At 72.8% G+C, this 17,205-nt stretch carries 15 protein-coding genes; 5 read left to right on the forward strand and 10 right to left on the reverse strand.

The features are described from left to right. The first annotated feature begins 77 nt into the window (after positions 1-77). Both ACQPXG_RS29795 and ACQPXG_RS29800 read left to right on the forward strand, forming a co-directional pair. Positions 78-3,014 carry a helix-turn-helix transcriptional regulator gene (locus ACQPXG_RS29795; protein WP_433462445.1) on the forward strand — a complete coding sequence of 979 codons (2,937 nt, stop codon included), beginning with the start codon at positions 78-80 and terminating at the stop codon, positions 3,012-3,014. A gap of 254 nt (positions 3,015-3,268) precedes the next feature. Further along, entirely contained in the window at positions 3,269-4,096 is an 828-nt protein-coding gene (locus tag ACQPXG_RS29800) for a nitroreductase/quinone reductase family protein (RefSeq protein ID WP_433462446.1), read from the forward strand. Between the two features lie 23 nt (positions 4,097-4,119). On the opposite strand, the gene ACQPXG_RS29805 is transcribed toward ACQPXG_RS29800, so the two are convergent. From ACQPXG_RS29805 to ACQPXG_RS29815, 3 genes are read right to left on the reverse strand one after another with little or no spacing between them, the layout of a single operon-like run. Next, entirely contained in the window at positions 4,120-5,103 is a 984-nt protein-coding gene (locus tag ACQPXG_RS29805) for an ABC transporter permease (RefSeq protein WP_433462447.1), read from the reverse strand. Positions 5,104-5,106: 3 nt separating this feature from the next. After that, positions 5,107-6,594: a sugar ABC transporter ATP-binding protein gene (locus ACQPXG_RS29810; RefSeq protein WP_433462448.1), complete on the reverse strand. Its 1,488-nt coding sequence runs from the start codon at positions 6,592-6,594 to the stop codon at positions 5,107-5,109. Next, positions 6,591-7,712 (reverse strand): sugar ABC transporter substrate-binding protein, encoded by a 1,122-nt coding sequence (locus tag ACQPXG_RS29815; protein ID WP_433462449.1) that lies wholly within the window; start codon positions 7,710-7,712, stop codon positions 6,591-6,593. The genes ACQPXG_RS29810 and ACQPXG_RS29815 overlap by 4 nt, the downstream gene beginning before the upstream one ends. A 297-nt stretch (positions 7,713-8,009) precedes the next feature. On the opposite strand from ACQPXG_RS29815, the gene ACQPXG_RS29820 reads away from it, so the two are divergent. Then, complete coding sequence (locus ACQPXG_RS29820) at positions 8,010-8,936, forward strand: alpha/beta hydrolase (RefSeq protein WP_433462450.1); 927 nt, start codon at positions 8,010-8,012, stop codon at positions 8,934-8,936. On the opposite strand, the gene ACQPXG_RS29825 is transcribed toward ACQPXG_RS29820, so the two are convergent. The 4 genes from ACQPXG_RS29825 to ACQPXG_RS29840 all read right to left on the reverse strand — a co-directional run bounded on the left by ACQPXG_RS29825 (position 8,933) and on the right by ACQPXG_RS29840 (position 12,853). Beyond that, positions 8,933-9,997: an NAD(P)H-dependent amine dehydrogenase family protein gene (locus tag ACQPXG_RS29825; protein WP_433462451.1), complete on the reverse strand. Its 1,065-nt coding sequence runs from the start codon at positions 9,995-9,997 to the stop codon at positions 8,933-8,935. The genes ACQPXG_RS29820 and ACQPXG_RS29825 overlap by 4 nt on opposite strands. Further along, positions 9,994-10,782, reverse strand: coding sequence for an SDR family oxidoreductase (locus ACQPXG_RS29830; protein ID WP_433462452.1), 789 nt, complete (start codon positions 10,780-10,782; stop codon positions 9,994-9,996). Before ACQPXG_RS29830 ends, ACQPXG_RS29825 begins: the two co-directional genes overlap by 4 nt. 90 nt (positions 10,783-10,872) lie before the next feature. Further along, a complete protein-coding gene (locus tag ACQPXG_RS29835; RefSeq protein WP_433462453.1) occupies positions 10,873-11,826 on the reverse strand; it encodes an ornithine cyclodeaminase family protein in 954 nt (317 codons plus the stop codon). A 31-nt stretch (positions 11,827-11,857) separates the two neighbouring features. Beyond that, complete coding sequence (locus tag ACQPXG_RS29840; RefSeq protein ID WP_433462454.1) at positions 11,858-12,853, reverse strand: ABC transporter ATP-binding protein; 996 nt, start codon at positions 12,851-12,853, stop codon at positions 11,858-11,860. Positions 12,854-13,162: 309 nt separating this feature from the next. Here ACQPXG_RS29840 and ACQPXG_RS29845 point away from each other — a divergent pair, with 309 nt between their 5' ends. Together ACQPXG_RS29845 and ACQPXG_RS29850 are read left to right on the forward strand one after the other, a co-directional pair. Next, positions 13,163-14,239, forward strand: coding sequence for a S1 family peptidase (locus ACQPXG_RS29845; protein ID WP_433462455.1), 1,077 nt, complete (start codon positions 13,163-13,165; stop codon positions 14,237-14,239). A 277-nt stretch (positions 14,240-14,516) separates the two neighbouring features. After that, entirely contained in the window at positions 14,517-15,572 is a 1,056-nt protein-coding gene (locus tag ACQPXG_RS29850) for a S1 family peptidase (protein WP_433462456.1), read from the forward strand. 69 nt (positions 15,573-15,641) lie between these two features. Here ACQPXG_RS29850 and ACQPXG_RS29855 read toward each other — a convergent pair whose 3' ends face one another. The 3 genes from ACQPXG_RS29855 to ACQPXG_RS29865 are packed head-to-tail and all read right to left on the reverse strand — an operon-like array spanning position 15,642 to position 17,204. Continuing rightward, positions 15,642-16,379, reverse strand: coding sequence for a thioesterase II family protein (locus ACQPXG_RS29855; RefSeq protein ID WP_433462457.1), 738 nt, complete (start codon positions 16,377-16,379; stop codon positions 15,642-15,644). Continuing rightward, positions 16,376-17,002, reverse strand: coding sequence for a GNAT family N-acetyltransferase (locus tag ACQPXG_RS29860; protein ID WP_433462458.1), 627 nt, complete (start codon positions 17,000-17,002; stop codon positions 16,376-16,378). The genes ACQPXG_RS29855 and ACQPXG_RS29860 overlap by 4 nt, the downstream gene beginning before the upstream one ends. Then, positions 16,995-17,204 carry an MbtH family protein gene (locus ACQPXG_RS29865; protein WP_433462459.1) on the reverse strand — a complete coding sequence of 70 codons (210 nt, stop codon included), beginning with the start codon at positions 17,202-17,204 and terminating at the stop codon, positions 16,995-16,997. Before ACQPXG_RS29865 ends, ACQPXG_RS29860 begins: the two co-directional genes overlap by 8 nt. Position 17,205: the final 1 nt, after the last annotated feature.

Here is a 17,205-nt window from a genome sequence, read left to right on the forward strand (position 1 = left end):
GGATTCCGTACCGGTTCGGGGCCCGTTCGCGTCTCCACGGGTGGGATACTCGATGGAATGACGAGAAGGACCGTTCTGTGCTGATCGGCCGGGCCGCGGAGTTCGCCGCGCTGACCGCCGCGCTGGACCGGGCCTCCGCGGGCGGCGCGGGCGTCGTGCTCGTCAGCGGGGACGCCGGGGTCGGCAAGACGCATCTGGTGTCCGCGCTGACCGGCACCGCCCGCGACCGCGGCTGCGCCGTGCTCGTCGGGCAGTGCGCGGAGCTGGGCGAGAGCATGCCGTACCTGCCGCTCACGGACGCGCTGTGGACGGCCGCGCAGGCCGGCGCGCCGGAGGCGGACCCGGTCCGCGCCGCGCTCGACGCCCGTCCCGTCCTCGGGCGGCTGCTGCCGGACGGCGACGGCGGCCCCGGGGCCGCGTCCGAGCTGGGGCAGCAGCAGCTGTTCGGGGCGGTGCTCGGGCTGCTCGGCGAACTGGGGACCGACCGGCCCGTCCTGCTCGTCCTTGAGGACCTGCACTGGGCCGACCGCTCGACCCGGCATCTGCTGACGTTCCTCAGCCGCGTCCTGCAGCGCGAGCGGGTCTGCCTCGTCGGCACGTACCGGTCGGACGACCTGCACCGGCGGCATCCGCTGCGGCCGGTGGTGGCGGAGCTGCTGCGGCTGCCCAACGTGGCGGGCGTCGAGGTCCGCCCGTTCCGCCCGGGCGAGACGGCCGAGTACCTCGCCGCGCTGTCGCGCGGGTCCGCGGCGCTCACCGCGGAGGTCGTCGAGCGGGTGCACCACCGGTCGGAAGGCAACCCGTTCTACGCGGCCGAGCTGTACTCCTCCGGCCTGGACACCCGCGACGGCCTGGAGGCGCTGCCGTCCGGGCTCGCCGACCTGCTGCTGTCGCGGGTGGAGCGGCTCTCGGACGGCGGGCAGCGCGTGGTGCGGGTCGCGGCCGTCGCGGGGCGCCGCGTCGACGACGAACTGGTCCGCCGCGTGTCCGAGCTGGACGAGTCCGCGGCCGGGGAGGCGCTGCGCGAGGTGGTGTCGCACCAGCTGCTCGTCCCGTCCGGCGCCGGGTACACGTTCCGGCACGCGCTGCTGCGCGAGGCCGTCTACGCCGACCTGCTGCCGGGCGAGCGGACCCGGCTGCACTCCGACTTCGCCCGGCTTCTCGCCGGGCTCCCGGACGGGACGCGCGGGTCGGCGGCGGAGCTCGCGCACCACAGCCTCGCCGCGCACGACCTGCCCGGCGCGTTCGCCGCGTCCGTCCGGGCGGGCCGGGAGGCCGACCGGCTCGGCGCGCCCGCCGAGGCGTTCGAGCACTACGAGCGGGCGCTGGAGCTGTGGGATGCGGTCCCCGATCCGGAGTCCGCCGCCGGGACGGACCGGGTCCGGCTGTCGCTGACCGCCGCCCAGGCGTCGGGGCGGGCCGGCGAGGTGCGGCGGGCGGCGCACCGGCTGCGCCGGCTGCTGCATCTCGCCGAACCGGCGGACGTGTCGCTCGGCTCGACGATCCGCGAGCACCTCGCGGAATACTCGCTCGACCTCGACGAACTGGAGGAGGCGCGGGTCCTCGCCCTGGAGGCGGTGACGATGCTGCCCGCCGCCCCGCCGACCTCCGATCGCGCCTGGGCCCTCGCCACCTACGCGCGGACGCTTCTCTACACGGACCCGGACGGGGAGATGCCCGGGCTGGCCGAGAAGGCCGTCGAGGAGGCGCGTGCCGCCGCGGCGCCGGGCGCAGAGGCCGCCCTACTGGTCACGCTCGGTATCTACCGGGAGTCGCGCGAGGCCGACAGCGGGGTCGCCGAGGTGTTCGCGCGGGCCCGCGACCTCGCCGACGCCGGGGACAGCCCGCAGTCGGCGCTGCGCGCCAGGTTCCAGTACACCCGGACGAAGTTCGACCGCGGTGACCTCGCGGGCGCCGCGGCGGCGGCCGACGAGGGCGTCGGGTTCGCCCTGGACAACGGCGTCGGATGGAGCATGTACGGGATCGCCATCCGGACCATGCGGTATCTCGTCCATTACACGACCGGAGACTGGGCGGAGGCCGGCCGGATCGCGGACGGCTTCCCCCTCCAGGTCGTCCGGCCGTACGAGGCGCAGATCTCGGCCTACGCGCTGTTCATCGAGGTCGCGCAGGGACGTCCCGTCGTGGACGAGCGCCTGCGCTGGATCGCGCCACTGTGGCACGAGGACCAACTGGCCCTCTACATCGGGCGGAGCCTCGCCGCCGAGCACGCCCTGTGGCGGGACGACCCGCGAACCGCGCTCGAACACGTCGACAGCATCGCCGACTCGGTCTACGGCGATGGCGCGTCCTTCATCCGCATCGCCGCGACCGGGCTCTGGGCCCACGCCGAGCTGGCGGCCCGGTCGCGCGCCGCCGGCGACGAGGAGGCCGTGCGGCGGGCGGCCGAGGCCGCCGACGAGCTGATCCGGCGGGCGCGACGGGCCGTCGAGTTCACCTTCGGCGATCAGCCCCGCACCTGGCTCGGGCTGGAGGGGCACGCCTGGGTGAGTCGCGCCGAAGCCGAACGGCGCCGTGTGGACGGCGTCCACGACGTGGGCCTGTGGCGCAGGACCGCCGACCTGTTCACCTACGGCGACCCGGACGGCGGGTTCGTCTACGAGGTGGCGCGCTCCCGGTGGCGGCTGGCGGAGGCGCTCGCCGAGAACGGCGACCGGGACGGGGCCGCCGCCGAGTGGCGGTCGGCCGTCGAGACCGCCGAACGCCTCGGCGCCGCCCCGCTGCTCTCCGCGCTGCGCGACCTCGGAACCCGAGCCCGCCTCGGTACCGGGCGTTCGTCCGCGCCCGGGCCGTCCGGCCCGCTCGCCTCCCTCACCGGACGGGAACGCGAGGTCCTGAAACTGGTCGCCGAGGGCCGCAACAACCGGGAGATCGCGGCGGCGCTGTTCATCTCCCCCAAGACGGCGAGCGTCCACGTCTCGAACATCCTCGCCAAACTGAACGTCACCAGCCGCACCCAGGCCGCCGCCGTCGCGCACCGCGAAGGTATTTGATATCTTCCTTTTCGTGACTGCCGGGTCGGCCATGGGCCATGAGCGAGTGAGGTTCCCGGCCTCCGAGTGAGGCCGGTGCGGGCCCGCGGCCCGCCTTTTTCCACTCGCGTTCCTCCTCTTCTTCTCACGCGCGTCGCGCGACGTCATCGGGCATGCCCGCGCCTTCGGCATGCCCTTTCCACCATTTCCCCAGCCACGGTCGCATGCCGTTTCCGTGGCCGATTCGCCATGCCCGAAAACAGTTCAGGAGACAGATGGATTTCAATCGGCAGATCATCGAGGCATTCCGCGCCAACGGCGGACGCGTCGGCGGCCCGTTCGAGGGCGGGCGGCTGCTTCTGCTCACCACGACCGGGGCCCGATCGGGTGCCTCGCACACGACGCCGCTCGGATACCTTCCGGACGGCGTGGGCCGCGTCCTCGTCATCGCCTCGGCAGGGGGCGCGCCGAAGCACCCGGCCTGGTTCCACAACCTGGTCGCGAACCCGCGCGTCACGGTCGAAAGCGAAGCGTTCACCTATGAGGCGAACGCCGTCGTCCTGGAGGGGGACGAACGCGAAAGCGCGTTCGCCCGCGCCGTCGAGGCCGACCCGGGGTGGGCCGAGTACGAGGTCGAGTCGGGACGAGCACTGCCCGTCGTCGCCCTGGTTCCCGCCAGCCCCGGGCCGCCGCCAGGGCCGGAGTCGCCCAGCAAGATGCTGGTCGCGGTGCACGACGCGTTCCGGCGGGAGCTGGCGCTGATCCGCGCGGAGGTCGCCGCGTCCGGGCCCGGTGTGGGCGCGCAGCTGCGGGTCAACTGCCTGACGCTGTGCCAGGGGCTCGGCAACCACCACATGGGCGAGGACACGCAGCTGTTCCCGCTCCTGGAACGGGAACATCCGGAGCTCGCGCCGGCCCTGGCGCGCCTGCGGGACGAGCACGAGGTGGTGGCGGAGCTGCTGGGCGAGCTGCGCCGGGCCCTCGACTCCGGTGCGGCCGAATCGCTGCTCACCGAGGTCGAACGGCTCACCGCCGCCCTGGAGGCGCACCTGGATCGCGAGGAGGAGCGGCTCGTCCCGCTCCTCGACACCCTCGTGTTCTAGCGCGCCTCCCGGGGGACGGCCGGCTACTCGGTACGGCGGACGCGGACCGCGTCGACGGCGATGGCCACCAGGATCATGGCCCCGCCGATCATCTGGATGTAGTAGGCGGACAGGTTGATCAGCTGCAGCCCGACCTGGATGACGCTGATGAGCAGCGCCCCGCCCAGCATCCCCGCGATGCGCCCGCGTCCGCCCGTGAGCGAGACGCCGCCGATCACCGGTGCCGCGACCGCGTACAGCAGGAGGCTGTTGCCGACGGTGACGTTGACCCCGCCCAGGTACGAGGCCGACAGGAAGCCGCCCAGCCCGCCGAGCGTGCCCGCCGCGACGAACGCGCTCAGCCGGACCCGGCGGACCGGGATGCCCGCGACCAGGGAGGCGCCGGCGCTGCCGCCCGTCGCGTACAGGTTGCGGCCCCACTGGGTGCGCCGCAGGGCGACCGCGGCGGCGGCGTAGGCCAGCAGCAGCGCGACGGGCATGAGCGGCCAGCCGCCGACCGTCGCGCTGCCGAGATAGGTGAACGCCGTGTCGTCGATCACCAGGGTCCGCGCCTTGGTCAGGCCGAGCACCGCGCCCTGCAGGAACAGGCCCATCGCCAGCGTCGTGATCAGCGAGTTCATCCGGAGCAACGCGACGAAGACGCCGTTGAGCAGCCCGATCACCGTTCCGGTCCCGACGACGGCGAGGATCGCGAGCAGGCCGGGGACGTGCAGGTGCTGGATCAGCATCGCGCCGACCATGCCGCTGAACGCCAGGTTCCCCGTCACCGACAGGTCGATCTCGCCGACCAGCAGGGCGAACGACACGGCCAGCACCAGGACGCCGAGGGAGGTGGCCTGGACGAGCACGTTCTGCAGGTTCGCGGTGGTCAGGAAGAAGGAGTTGAACAGCCCGGTGACCAGGCTGAAGATGATGATCAGGGCCCAGACGACGTTGTCGAGGCCGAACCGGAGGACGTCGAAGCGGTCCCGGCGCAGCGGCGGCGCGGCGTCCAGGGTCTGGGTCATGGGTCAGCCTCCAACATGCTGGGCGGTCGCGACGGCGGACAGCGTCAGGTCGTCGCCGGTGAGCTCCCCGTCGACCGATCCGCCGGAGAACAGGACGGCGCGGTCCACCAGCCGCGCGGTCTCGTCGGGGTCGTAGGCGCGCACGAGGACGGCCACGCCGTCCCGCGCCACCCGGTCGATCAGCCGGTGGATCTCCTCCTTGGCGGCGACGTCGACGCCGACCGTCGGCTCGTCCAGGACGAGGACACGGGGCTCGCGGGACAGCAGCCGCCCCATCAGGACCTTCTGCTGGTTCCCGCCGCTGAGCCGGTTGATCTGCTGGTCCGGGCCGGTCATGACCACCGACAGGTCCCGCCGGACGCTCTCGGCCCGGTCGCTCATCCGGCGCAGGTCCAGCAGCCGGTGGCGGCCGCGCGGCCATCGGCCGAGGTGGACGTTGTCGGCGATGGACATCTGCGCCGCCACGCCCTCCGCGATCCGGTCGTGGGTGAGGTAGCCGATGCCCGCGCGGAGGGCGGCGCGCGGGCGGCCGGTGGCGACCGGGCGGCCGTCCACCAGGACCTCGCCGGCGGTGGCGGGCGCCAGCCCGGCGAGCACGCGCAGCAGTTCCTGGGCGCCCGATCCGGGCAGCCCGACCAGGCCGACGATCTCCCCGGCCCGGACGCTCAGGTCGACCGGGCCGTGCCCGCCGAACCGCAGCCCGCGGACGCCGAGCCGCTCCCGCCCCTCCCCGGCGGCCGTCCGGTCCCGGTGGAACTCGTCCACGGCCTCGCCGCTGACCAGGGCGGACAGCGTCTCGGCGGTGAGCGAGGAGACCCGCGTGCCGCTCCGCACCGCCCGTCCGTCCCGCAGGACGGTGTACTCGGTGCAGAGCTGGCGCACCTCGTCGTTGTGGTGGGAGATGTAGACGAACGTGCGGCCCTGCTCGGCCAGCCGCCGGACCCAGCCCATCAGGTCGCGCCGCTCGCCGATGGTGAGGCCGGTGGTGGGCTCGTCCAGGATGACGAGACGGCCGTTCCCGATCAGGGCCTTGACGATGCTCAGCCGGCGCCGCTCGCTCAGCGACAGCCCCCCGGCGTGGCGGCGCGGCGAGATGCGCAGGTGGTGAGCGTCCAGCAGTTCCGCGGCCTGTTCGTCCGCCGCCCGCCAGTCGACCAGCCCGCGCCGCCGCGGCAGCGCCCCCAGCAGGAGGTTCTCCGCCACGGTCAGGTCGGGCAGCACCTCCGAATGCTGGTCGAGCAGCCGGATGCCGGCGCGCTGGCGGGACATCGCGGAGTCGTGCGTGACGTCCTGCCCGGCGAGGGTCAGCGTGCCCGCGTCGGGCCGCACCAGGCCCGCCACGATCCCTGCCAGCGTCGACTTCCCGGCCCCGTTCTTGCCCAGCAGCCCGTGGATCGCGCCCTGGTTGACGGTGACGGTGACGTCGTCGAGCGCGCGGGCGGCCCCGTACGTCTTGACGACGCCCGCGGCCTCCAGCAGCGGCTTCGTCACGACTGGGTCTCCTTGAGCCCCCACTGGTCGGTGACGATGTTCGCCCAGTGGCGCGGGTCCTGGGAGTTGTCCTTGGTCACGAAGTACGGCGGGATCGTCATGATCGGGCCGGACGGTCCCTTGGCGATCGCCGCGTTCTCCCAGAAGTACTTCTTGTTCTGGTACGGGCCGAGCGGGACGTCCTTGCCCTTGACCGAGTACTTCTCCAGCATCTCGATGCAGATCTGCACGTAGGCGACCGGGTCCTGGGCGATGTCGGCGTCCAGGTCGCCCGCGCGGATCCACTCGTGGGCGTTCGGCGAGCCGTCGATGCTGGTGAGCACGATGTGCTTCTTGTCGCCGACCTTGAAGAACCGGTTCTGCGACTGCATGGCCTTCTTCGCGTCCGGCAGAAAGATGTCGGTCGGCAGGTGGATCGCGTCGAGGTCGGGGTACTCGCGCAGCGTCGTGTTCACCACCGACAGCGCCTGCGCGTGGTCGTTGTTCTGCGGTCGCGAGACGACCTTGATGTCCGGGTACTTGGACTGGATGGTCTGCTCGAAGCCCTCCTTCCGCTGGCGCAGCGCGACGGCGGTCAGGCTGCCGTAGGCGTTCAGGACGGTCCCGCGCGGCGAGCCGTTCTTGGCCTTCAGCAGTTCGGCGGTCTTCTCGGCGGCCATGACACCGGACTGCCGGTTGTCGAACGTGACGGAGATGTCGACCTCGCCTCCGGTGAGCGGTGTGTCGACCATGCCGACGGGGATCTTCTTGGTGTCGGCCTTCCTGGTGAGCGGGACGAGGACCTCCGAGTCCAGCGCGTCGGAGATGAGGTAGCGCGGCTGCTGGAGGATGAGGCTGTTCCAGTCGTTGACCTGGGCGGAGGAGTCGCCGTTGGCGTTCTTGCCGACGAACCCCAGGCCGCGCCGCTTCGACTCCCGCTTGGCGGTCTCCTGGAGGACGACGAAGAAGAAGAACGACAGGTAGCCGGTCTCCCACGCGAGCGTCTTGCGGCCGGCCGCCGCACCGGCGGAGCCGGACGAGCAGGCGTTCAGGAGCGGCGCGGCGGCGAGGCCGGTCAGGCCGAGGGCGCCGGACCTGAGCAGATCCCGGCGCGATGCCTCGGGGCTTGATGTGAACATGACTTGTTACCTCCGACGGTTCGTCACGTCGCTCGATGTGTTCCCAACATCAGTGGAGTGATTGTTAACACATCAATGTGAGGTCTGAGAAGAGGCGCGACGAAACACGTCCTCGGCGGGCCCCGGCCGCCGAGCACTCCGGGTGCATCCAGTCAGGTCGGATTTGACCAGGGGGCACAGGCGGAGTCGGTGGCGGCGGGGCCTCCTCGGCGGATCGGGACCGGAGGCTTGATTACTTAACATTCTGACTGTTAACGTCCGTCGTCGTATCTCACCCCGGTGCACGGAGGGACCTCGATGCCGCTCCCACCCGACGTCAGACGCCTCGTCGATCGCCTCGACGCGGAGCCCCCGTTCACCGAGCTGGGGCCGGAGCGCGCCCGCGCGGCCTACGCCGCCCGCATCCGGGACCTCATCGGCGAACCCGATCCCGCCGCGCCCGGCCTGGACCGCGAGGACACCGTCCTGGACGGGGTGCCGGTGCGCGTCTACCGGCCGTCCGGGGGCAGCGGGCCCGCGCCCGGCGTCGTGTTCTTCCACGGCGGCGGCTGGGTGATCGGCGACCTCGACACGCACGACGCCCACGCCCGCGCCATCGCGGCAGGGCTCGGCGCGGTCGTGGTCGCCGCCGGCTACCGGCTGGCGCCCGAGCACCCGTATCCGGCGGCCCTGGAGGACTGCTGGACGGTCACCCGGCGGGTGGCCGGCGATCCCGCCGCCTTCGGCATCGACGCCGGCCGGCTCGGGGTCGCCGGGGACAGCGCGGGCGGCAACCTCGCCGCGGCGGTCGCCTTGGCGGCCCGCGACGCGGACGTGCGGCTGCGCGCGCAGCTGCTCGTCTACCCGGTGACGGATCCGACGATGAGCTGCGCGTCCTACGCGGAGTTCGCCGAGGGGCACTATCTGACCGCGGACGCCATGCGCTGGTTCATCGACGCCTACCTTCCCGACCCGGCGACGCGGACTCTGCCCGGCGCCGGTCCGCTGCACGCGGCGGACCTGGCCGGGCTCGCCCCCGCCCTCGTCGTGACGGCCGAGTACGACCCGCTCCGCGACGAGGGCGCCGGCTACGCGCGGCGGCTGCGCGAGGCCGGCGTCGCGGTGCGGGAGATCGCGGTGCCGGCGACGGTGCACGGCTTCCTGGAGTTCGTCGAGGCGATCCCGGAGGCGCGCGGCACCCGCGACGAGATCGTCCGGAGTTTCGGGCGGCTGCTCGGGGTCTAGAGCAGGCCGCGGCCGGTGATCAGGGGCAGGTCCAGCGCCGTGAGCAGGCCCGGCGGCGCCTGGACGACGGCGGGGACGGCGTTGACCAGGCGCATCGCCGTGGCCTTCAGGCCGGCGGTGTTGTGGTCGCCGTCCGTGCCCAGCAGCTGAAGATCGACCGTGTAGTTCGGCTCGCCGCGGACCTCCACCCGGTAGCAGCCGGCGCCCGCGGGCTGCGGCCAGCCGGGGGCGAGGTCGTCGCGGAGGCGGGTGACGTGCTCCAGGACGACGACGGCCTCGCCGCCGCGCATTCCCCGGACCTCGAACCGGAGGGCGGCGGAGGTGCCCTTCTCGATCGTCCCGGAGGCGACGCCGAAGGTCTCGGGCGCGGGCAGCCGGGTGTGCCGTTCGGTGATCTCGTCCAGCTCCACGCCGAGGCCGGCGGCGATCTGCCGGACGACGCTTCCCCACGCCATCGTGAGCACGCCGGGCTGCAGCAGCATCGGCGTCTCGTCCAGGGGACGACCGAAGCCCATGATGTCGAACAGCACGGTGCCCTGGTCGTAGGTGGCGTAGTTGAGGATCTCCGTGCACCGGACCTGCTCGATGCGCTCGCTGATGCCGGTGACGGCGAGCGGGAGCACGTCGTTGGCGAAGCCGGGGTCGATGCCGTTGACGAAGATGGACGCACCGCCCGCGGCGGCGGCCTCCCGCACCGGATCGGACATCTCGGGCGGGACGACGCCGTCCGGGAACTGCAGGAACACCGGGCTGCTGGAGACGGCGTTCACGCCGGCGCGCAGGATGCGGCACAGGTCGTCGATCGCCTCCATCAGCCGGACGTCCGCCATCGACGTGTAGACGACGCAGTCGGGCCGCTGCGCGAGCAGTGCATCGGTGTCACCTGTCGCGGTGACGCCGAGGTCGCGGCCGAGGCCCGCCAGCCGGCCCGCGTCCTTGCCGACCTTGGCGGGGTTGGAGACCCAGACGCCCGCGAGTTCGAGGTCGGGACGGGCGTCGATGCCGGCGATCGCGTGCCGTCCGACGTTGCCGGTGCTCCATTGGACGACGCGGAAGGTCACAGGTCCTCCAGGCGGAGATCGAGGTTCGGGGTCTCGATGCCGCCGTCCACGCGCAGGACACTGCCGGTGACGTAGGCGGAGGCGGGCGAGGCGAGATACAGGACGGCGGCGGCGACGTCCTCGGGGTCGCCGACGCGGCCGAGCGGCGTCTTGCGCTCCATCTCGGTGCGCAGTTCGTCGTTGGTCATGACGATGTCGAGCGCGGACGTCGCGACGGACCCGACGGCGATCGCGTTGACGCGGACGCGCGGGGCCAGGTCGAACGCGGCGAGCCGGGTGTAGTGGGCGAGCGCGGCCTTGGCACTGCCGTAGGCGAGGTAGCCGCGCCCGGCGATGCGTCCCATGACGGAGGAGATGTTGACGATGCTGCCGCCGCCGGCCTCCAGCAGATGCGGGACGGCGGCGCGGGTCAGCGCGTGCGCGGTGCTCACATTGAACTGGAACGCGTTCTCAAGCTGCCGGGGCGAGGTGTCCAGGAACGCGGCCGGCATGGCGCCGCCCATGTTGTTCACCACGATGTCGAGGCGGCCGAACGCCTCGGCGGCGCGGGCCGCCAGCGCGGCCGCGGCATCGGGATCGCTGAGGTCGGACGGGACGACGAGCGCCCGCCGCCCGGCCGCCTCGATCCCGGCCGCGACCTTGCTGAGCTGCTCCTCGGTCCGGGCGGAGATCACCACGTCGGCGCCCGCCTCGGCGAGCGCCACCGCGGTGGCCGCGCCGATGCCGCGGCCGGCGCCGGTCACCACCGCGACCCTGCCCTCGATTCGGAACCGGTCCCAGATCACCGGCGTCACCTCCGGTCCGTCGCGTCACTGACCGCCCAGCCTACGCACGAAGTAGAACGTGTTTCAATATGGCGGGAGGACGCGGCGGGGCTAGGCCAGGAAGTCGAACTCCGCTCCCACTCCGGCGGCGCGGGCGGCCCGGTAGGCCGTCCAGCTCAGCGCGAGGTCCTGCCAGGGCAGCCCGACCGGCGCGTACACCGTGACCTCGCCGCCCTTCACCCGTCCGGGCACGTCGCCGCGCAGGAGGTCGCGGAGCGTGCCGGCAGCGTGCTTCACGTCGAGGCCCGCCCCGGCCAGCACGCCCATCTCGACGGCGAGCGGGACGTCGTCCACGACGACGCGGGCGCCCTCCAGCAGGTCGGCGCCCAGCTCGGCCTTGCCGGGCTCGTCCGCGCCGAGCGAGGTGATGTGCGCTCCGCGCGGGACGTCGGCGGCGTGCAGGAGGGGGCGGTGCGACCAGGTGGCCATGACGACGATCCCGGCGTCCCGGACCGCCCCGCGCGGGTCCGCGACGACGGCCGCGGGCAGGTCCAGCCGGGCTCCGTGCCGTTCGGCGAAAGCGGCGGCGCGGCCCGCGTCCAGGTCGCAGACGGTCAGGCCGCGCACCTCCCGCAGCTCGGTCAGCCCCCGCATGACCAGCTCGGCCTGGGCGCCCGCGCCGATGACCGCGACGGTGCCGGCGTCGGGACGGGCCAGGGCGTGCGTGCCGAGGGCGGCGGCGAGGCCGGTCCGCCACGCGGTCACGGTCGCCGAGTCCAGCTGCGCCAGCAGCTCGCCGGTGGCGAGGTCGTGCAGGCAGACGACGCCGCGCAGCGCCGGGCGGCTGCCCGGGAACTTGGCGTTGACCTTCACCGTGTAGGCGGGGACGTCCTCGACCACGCCCGGCAGCAGTGCCGTCGCGGTGCCCTGCCCGGGCAGTTTCGCGATCACCCGGCGGGCGGCGGTCCCGTCGTCCGCCGCGGTGAAACCGCGGCGCAGCGCGTCCAGGCAGGCGGCCGGGTCGAGCAGCGCCGCGAGGTCCGAGCGGGTCAGAAGGAGCGTCACCGGACCATTCTCCCGTTCTTCCGGTTCGGGGTCACTGCCCGGGACGTCGCCGCGCGGCCACGAGGGCGTCCCATTCGGTGAGCCAGTCGTGTCCCGCGTCGTCGATGAACGAGCCCGGCGGCGGGGTCACCCGGTGCTCGCGCAGCCACTGGCCGGGGCGGCGCATGGCGGGACGCAGCCGGCCGTCGCTCGGCATGAGCTGCGGCGGGATCGGCGCCGGCATCGGCGGCGGGCCCTGCGGCTCGGCCGCGACGCCGGCGAGGTCCTTCTCCTCGGCCATGCCGATGGGGCCCTGGCGGCGGGCGTTGAAGAACTGGTCGACCGCAGGATGCGTACTGCACAGCACCATCTCGCGCGGCCCGAACATCACCAGGCCGCGGCGGAACAGCAGGCCGAGGTTGTCCGGCAGGACGCGGGCGGTGCCGATGTCGTGGGTGACGATCAGGAAGGTGGCGCCGAGTTCGGTGTTGAGGTCGACGAACAGCTGGTTGAGGTAGGCGGTGCGGACGGGGTCGAGGCCGGAGTCCGGCTCGTCCGCCAGGATGATCTCGGGGTCCAGGACGAGGGCGCGGGCGAGCCCGGCGCGCTTCTTCATCCCGCCGGAGATCTCGCCGGGCAGCTTGTTCTCCGACCCGGTGAGGCCGACCATGTCCATCTTCTCCAGCACGATGCGCCGGATCTCCGCCTCGCCCTTCTTCGTATGCTCGCGCAGCGGGAAGGCGATGTTGTCGTAGACGTTCATGGAGCCGAACAGGGCGCCGTCCTGGAACAGCACACCGAACTGGCGGCGCAGTTCGTAGAGGTCGTGCTCGCGCAGCCGCGGTACGTCGCCGCCGCCGACGTAGACGTGGCCGCGGTCGGGACGCAGCAGCCCGACGAGGTTCTTGAGGAACACCGACTTCCCGGTTCCGGACGGCCCGAGCAGCGCGGAGATCTCGCCCGCCGGGATGGTGAAGGAGACGTCCTCCCAGATGACCTGCCGTCCGAACGACTTCCTGAGCCCTTCCACCCGGATCTCGACACCCATGGGGCCACTCCCGTGCGAGGGAACCGGGTGCGGGGGCTCCGCGTCGTATGTCCGGTCCCCCGTCGCCTCCGACTGTACGTCCGGGGTGGTATGCCTGGGGAGACCCATTGGACCTACCGTCCAGTCACAAACGCCCTAAACGGGCCATCCTCCCCGGGGATCGACCACGGAACCCGCACCCATTGTGACAATCCGTTCATGGTCGATTAGTCACTTTTCCGCCTTACGTCGGCATTCCGGATTCTTCCAGCATGTCCCGTGACCTCCGGCGCACCAACACGGGTGCGCCCAATCCCCCCTGGAGGCACAGTGAAGATCCGTTCCACCCGAATCGGCGGCACCGCCGCCGCGACCATGGCGGCGTCCGGGCTGCTGGCGACCGCCCTGGTCGCCGCTCCCGCCGCGGACGCGTCCCTCGACGCGCCCGGCGGAGCCGTCACCACCACGTCCGACACGGGCGGGGTGGCCGCGAAGCTGGCGCAGCGGCTCGGCGACCGCACCGCCGGCGCCTATGTGGACCAGGCCACGAAGAACCTGGTCGTCACGGTCACCGACGCGAAGGCCGCGCAGGCGGTCCGCGCCGCCGGCGCCGTGCCGAAGAGCGTCACGCGCAGCGGCTCCGACCTGAAACAGGTCATGTCGGCGCTCAAGCGCGACGCGACGGTCGCCGGTACCGCCTGGGCCGTCGACCCGGCCGCCAACCAGGTCGTCCTGACCATGGACAGCACCGTCAAGGGCACCAAGCTCAAGAAGGTGCAGGCCGCCGCGAGCAAACAGGGCACGGCGGTCCGCACCACGCGCGTCGCGGGCGCGTTCCGCACGTTCACCGCCGGCGGCGACCCGATCTACACCGGCAGCGCCCGCTGCTCGCTGGGCTTCAACGTCAAGAAGGGGAGCGAGTACTTCTTCCTGACGGCGGGGCACTGCACCGAGGCGGGCTCCACGTGGACCGACGAGTCGGGGGGCACGCTCGGCGGCAACGCCGGCAGCAGCTTCCCCGGCAACGACTACGGCATCGTCAAGTACGCCTCCGCACCGGAGGACACGCAGGGCGGCGTCACGGTCGACGGCCAGTTCCACGACATCACCGGCGCCGCGGACGCCACGGTCGGGCAGACCGTGACCCGCAGCGGCAGCACCACCGGCGTCCATGACGGGCAGGTCACCGCGCTCAACCAGACGGTGAACTACCAGGAGGGCAGCGTCAGCGGCCTCATCCAGACGACGGTGTGCGCCGAGCCCGGCGACAGCGGCGGCCCGTTGTTCGCCGGCGCCGGCGCGATCGGGCTGACCTCGGGCGGCAGCGGCGACTGCTCGTCCGGCGGTGTCACGTTCTTCCAGCCCGTGACCGAGCCGCTGTCGGAGTTCGGGGTCGAGATCTACTAGCCGTCCCGGCGGCCCGCCGGAGCTCCCAGGCGGCGGGAAGCCCCGACGTTCGGCCCCGGTCCCTCCCTGTGAGGGACCGGGGCCGAACCGCGTTCTGTTCCGGGTGGGTCCCGGCTGGTATTGCGCGACTGACCACGGAAGCCGCGTCGAGGGTGCCAATGGCGAGGTTACTAATTGGTCACTTTATGCGTCTTACGCCCACCTTGACGGTTCTTACACGATGTCGGTGACCTCCGGTGCACCACTCGGGTGCACCCAACCCCCCGTGGAGGCACAAGTGAAGATCCGTCACAGGCGCGTCGGCGCCGCCGCCGTCACCACGGCAGCCGCCGGCATGGTGGCCGCCACCCTGGCCATCGCTCCCAGCGCGTCCGCGTCCCCGGCGGCACCCGCCGCTCCGGCCGCACCCGGCGACGTGGCGACGTCCCTCGCCCAGCAGCTCGGCACCCGCAGCGCGGGCTCCTACCTGAAGGGCGGCAAGCTCGTCGTCACGGTCACCGACGCGAAGGCCGCGCAGGCTGTCCGCGCCGCCGGCGCCGTGCCGAAGAGCGTCACGCGCAGCGGCTCCGACCTGAAACAGGTCATGTCGGCGCTCAAGCGCGACGCGACGGTCGCCGGCACCGCCTGGGCCGTCGACCCGGCCACCAACCAGGTCGTCCTGACCATGGACAGCACCGTCAAGGGCACCAAGCTCAAGAAGGTCCAGGCCGCCGCGACCAAACAGGGCACGGCAGTCCGGACCGAACGCGTCGCCGGCGCCTTCCGCACGTTCACCCTCGGCGGCGAGGCCATCTACACCGGTGGTGCCCGCTGCTCGCTGGGCTTCAACGTGCGGAGCGGAAGCACGTACTACTTCGTGACCGCCGGCCACTGCACCAACATCGGAACGACCTGGACCGACGGGTCCGGGCGGACGCTCGGCCGCACCGTCCACAGCAGCTTCCCCGGCAACGACTACGGCGTCGTCCAGTACAGCTCGACTCCCGCCGACACGGCGGGCGCCGTGCAGCTCTACAGCGGCACCCGCAACATCACCGCCGCCGGGAACGCGACCGTCGGGCAGACCGTGTACCGCAGCGGCAGCACCACCGGCCTGCACAACGGCCGGGTCACCGCGCTCAACCAGACCGTCAACTACTCGGAGGGCAGCGTCAGCGGCCTGATCCGCACCACGGTCTGCGCGGAGCCGGGCGACAGCGGCGGCTCGCTGTTCGCCGGGTCGACCGCGCTCGGCATGACCTCTGGCGGCAGCGGCAACTGCTCCTCGGGCGGGACGACGTTCTTCCAGCCCGTCACCGAGCCGCTCTCCCGCTACGGGCTGAGCGTCTACTGACCGGAAGGCTCTCTTGAGAGGCGGGCCGTCCCCACCACGGACTCCGGTGGGGACGGCCCGTCCGGGCGCTCAACCCTTCGCCGGGACTTCGAGGGTGCGGAGGATCTCGGCGATCACGGCGGGCTGCTGCTCGGTCAGGTAGAAGTGGCCGCCCGGCAGGACCTTCAGCGCGAAGCGGCCGTCGGTGACCTGTCCCCACCCGCGCGCCTGGTCCTCGGTCACGTGCGGGTCGTCGTCCCCGACGATCGCGGTGACCGGGACGGCCAGCCGCGTCCCGGCCCGGTGGGCGTAGTCCTCGATCAGCGCGAAGTCGTTACGGACGTAGGGCAGGACGAGCTCGCGCAGCTCCGGGTCCCGCAGCGCCTCGGCGTCGGTGCCGCCGAGCTTGATCATTTCGGCCACGACGCCGTCGTCGTCCTTGCCGGAGACGCGGTCCTCGCCGCGGTCGTGCGGGGGCCGGGCTCCGGAGGCGAACACGTGCACCGGCGCGCTCCCCCGCTCCTGCAGCAGCCGCGCCACCTCGTAGGCGAGGACGGCGCCCATGCTGTGCCCGAACAGCGCGGCGGGACGGTCCATCAGCGGGGCCATCGCCCCGGCGACGAGGCGGGCGAGCTGGTGCGCGTCGGTGACGAGCGCGTCCCCCATCCGGTCGGCGCGGCCCGGGTACTGGGCGGCGTGCACCTCGACGGCCGGGCTGATCTCCTTGGCCCACGGCCGGTAGAACACCGCCGACCCGCCCGCGTGCGGCAGGCAGAACAGCCGCATCGACGCCCAGGGCCGCGTCTCGGGGCAGCGGAACCAGCTCACTTGATCAACTCCTCCTCGTGGCGCCGGGGCGCCACGCGCGGATCGCCGGGGAGCGGCCACGGCGCGACCCGCGGGTCCGGGACGAGCTTGGGGGCGGTACGCTCCGCGGCCACCTTAAAGCCCCGCCGCCGGTAGTTGGAGATCGCGTTCGGGTGGTCGAGGCTGCTGGTGCGCAGCCACACCCGGGACGCCGGGCCGCGGCCCGGCGCCCACAGCTCCCCGCGCCGCCAGGCGCGGCGGGTGCACTGCTCGACGAGGTGGCCGCCGTAGCCGCGGCCGACGAACGCGGGGGTGAGCCCGACCAGGTGGATCTCGGTGTCGCCGCCGGGCTGCGCCTCGATCTCGAAGAAGCCCGCGATCGTCCCCTCGGCCATCGCGATCCACGTGGACAGTTCAGGACGTTCCACCCAGGCGCGCCAGTCCGGGTACGTCCACGGGAAGCGGTCGGTCCAGCAGACGCGGGCGCCGACGGCCGCGTACAGGGCGCGGCTGACGTCCGCGGACGGGAGCGCGGCCAGCGTGAACGTCATCTCGGCGCCCGGCGGCGGCGCGGGACGCAGGTCGGCGGCGTCCAGCATCTCCATCGTCCATTCGGTGACCCCGGGGATCCCGACGTCAGTCACCCATGGCCTCGATGAGGCTCTTCGGCCGCATGTCCGTCCAGTTCTCCTCGATGTGGTCGAGGCACGCCTGCCGGGTGTCCTCCTCCTTGGCCACCGTCCATCCGGCGGGGATCTCGGCGAAGGTCGGCCACAGCGAGTGCTGGCCCTCGTCGTTGACGAGAACGACGTACCGGCCGTCGGGGTCCTCGAAGGGGTTCGTCATC

Source organism: Spirillospora sp. CA-128828, from assembly GCF_050945415.1.
GTDB lineage: Bacteria > Actinomycetota > Actinomycetes > Streptosporangiales > Streptosporangiaceae > Spirillospora.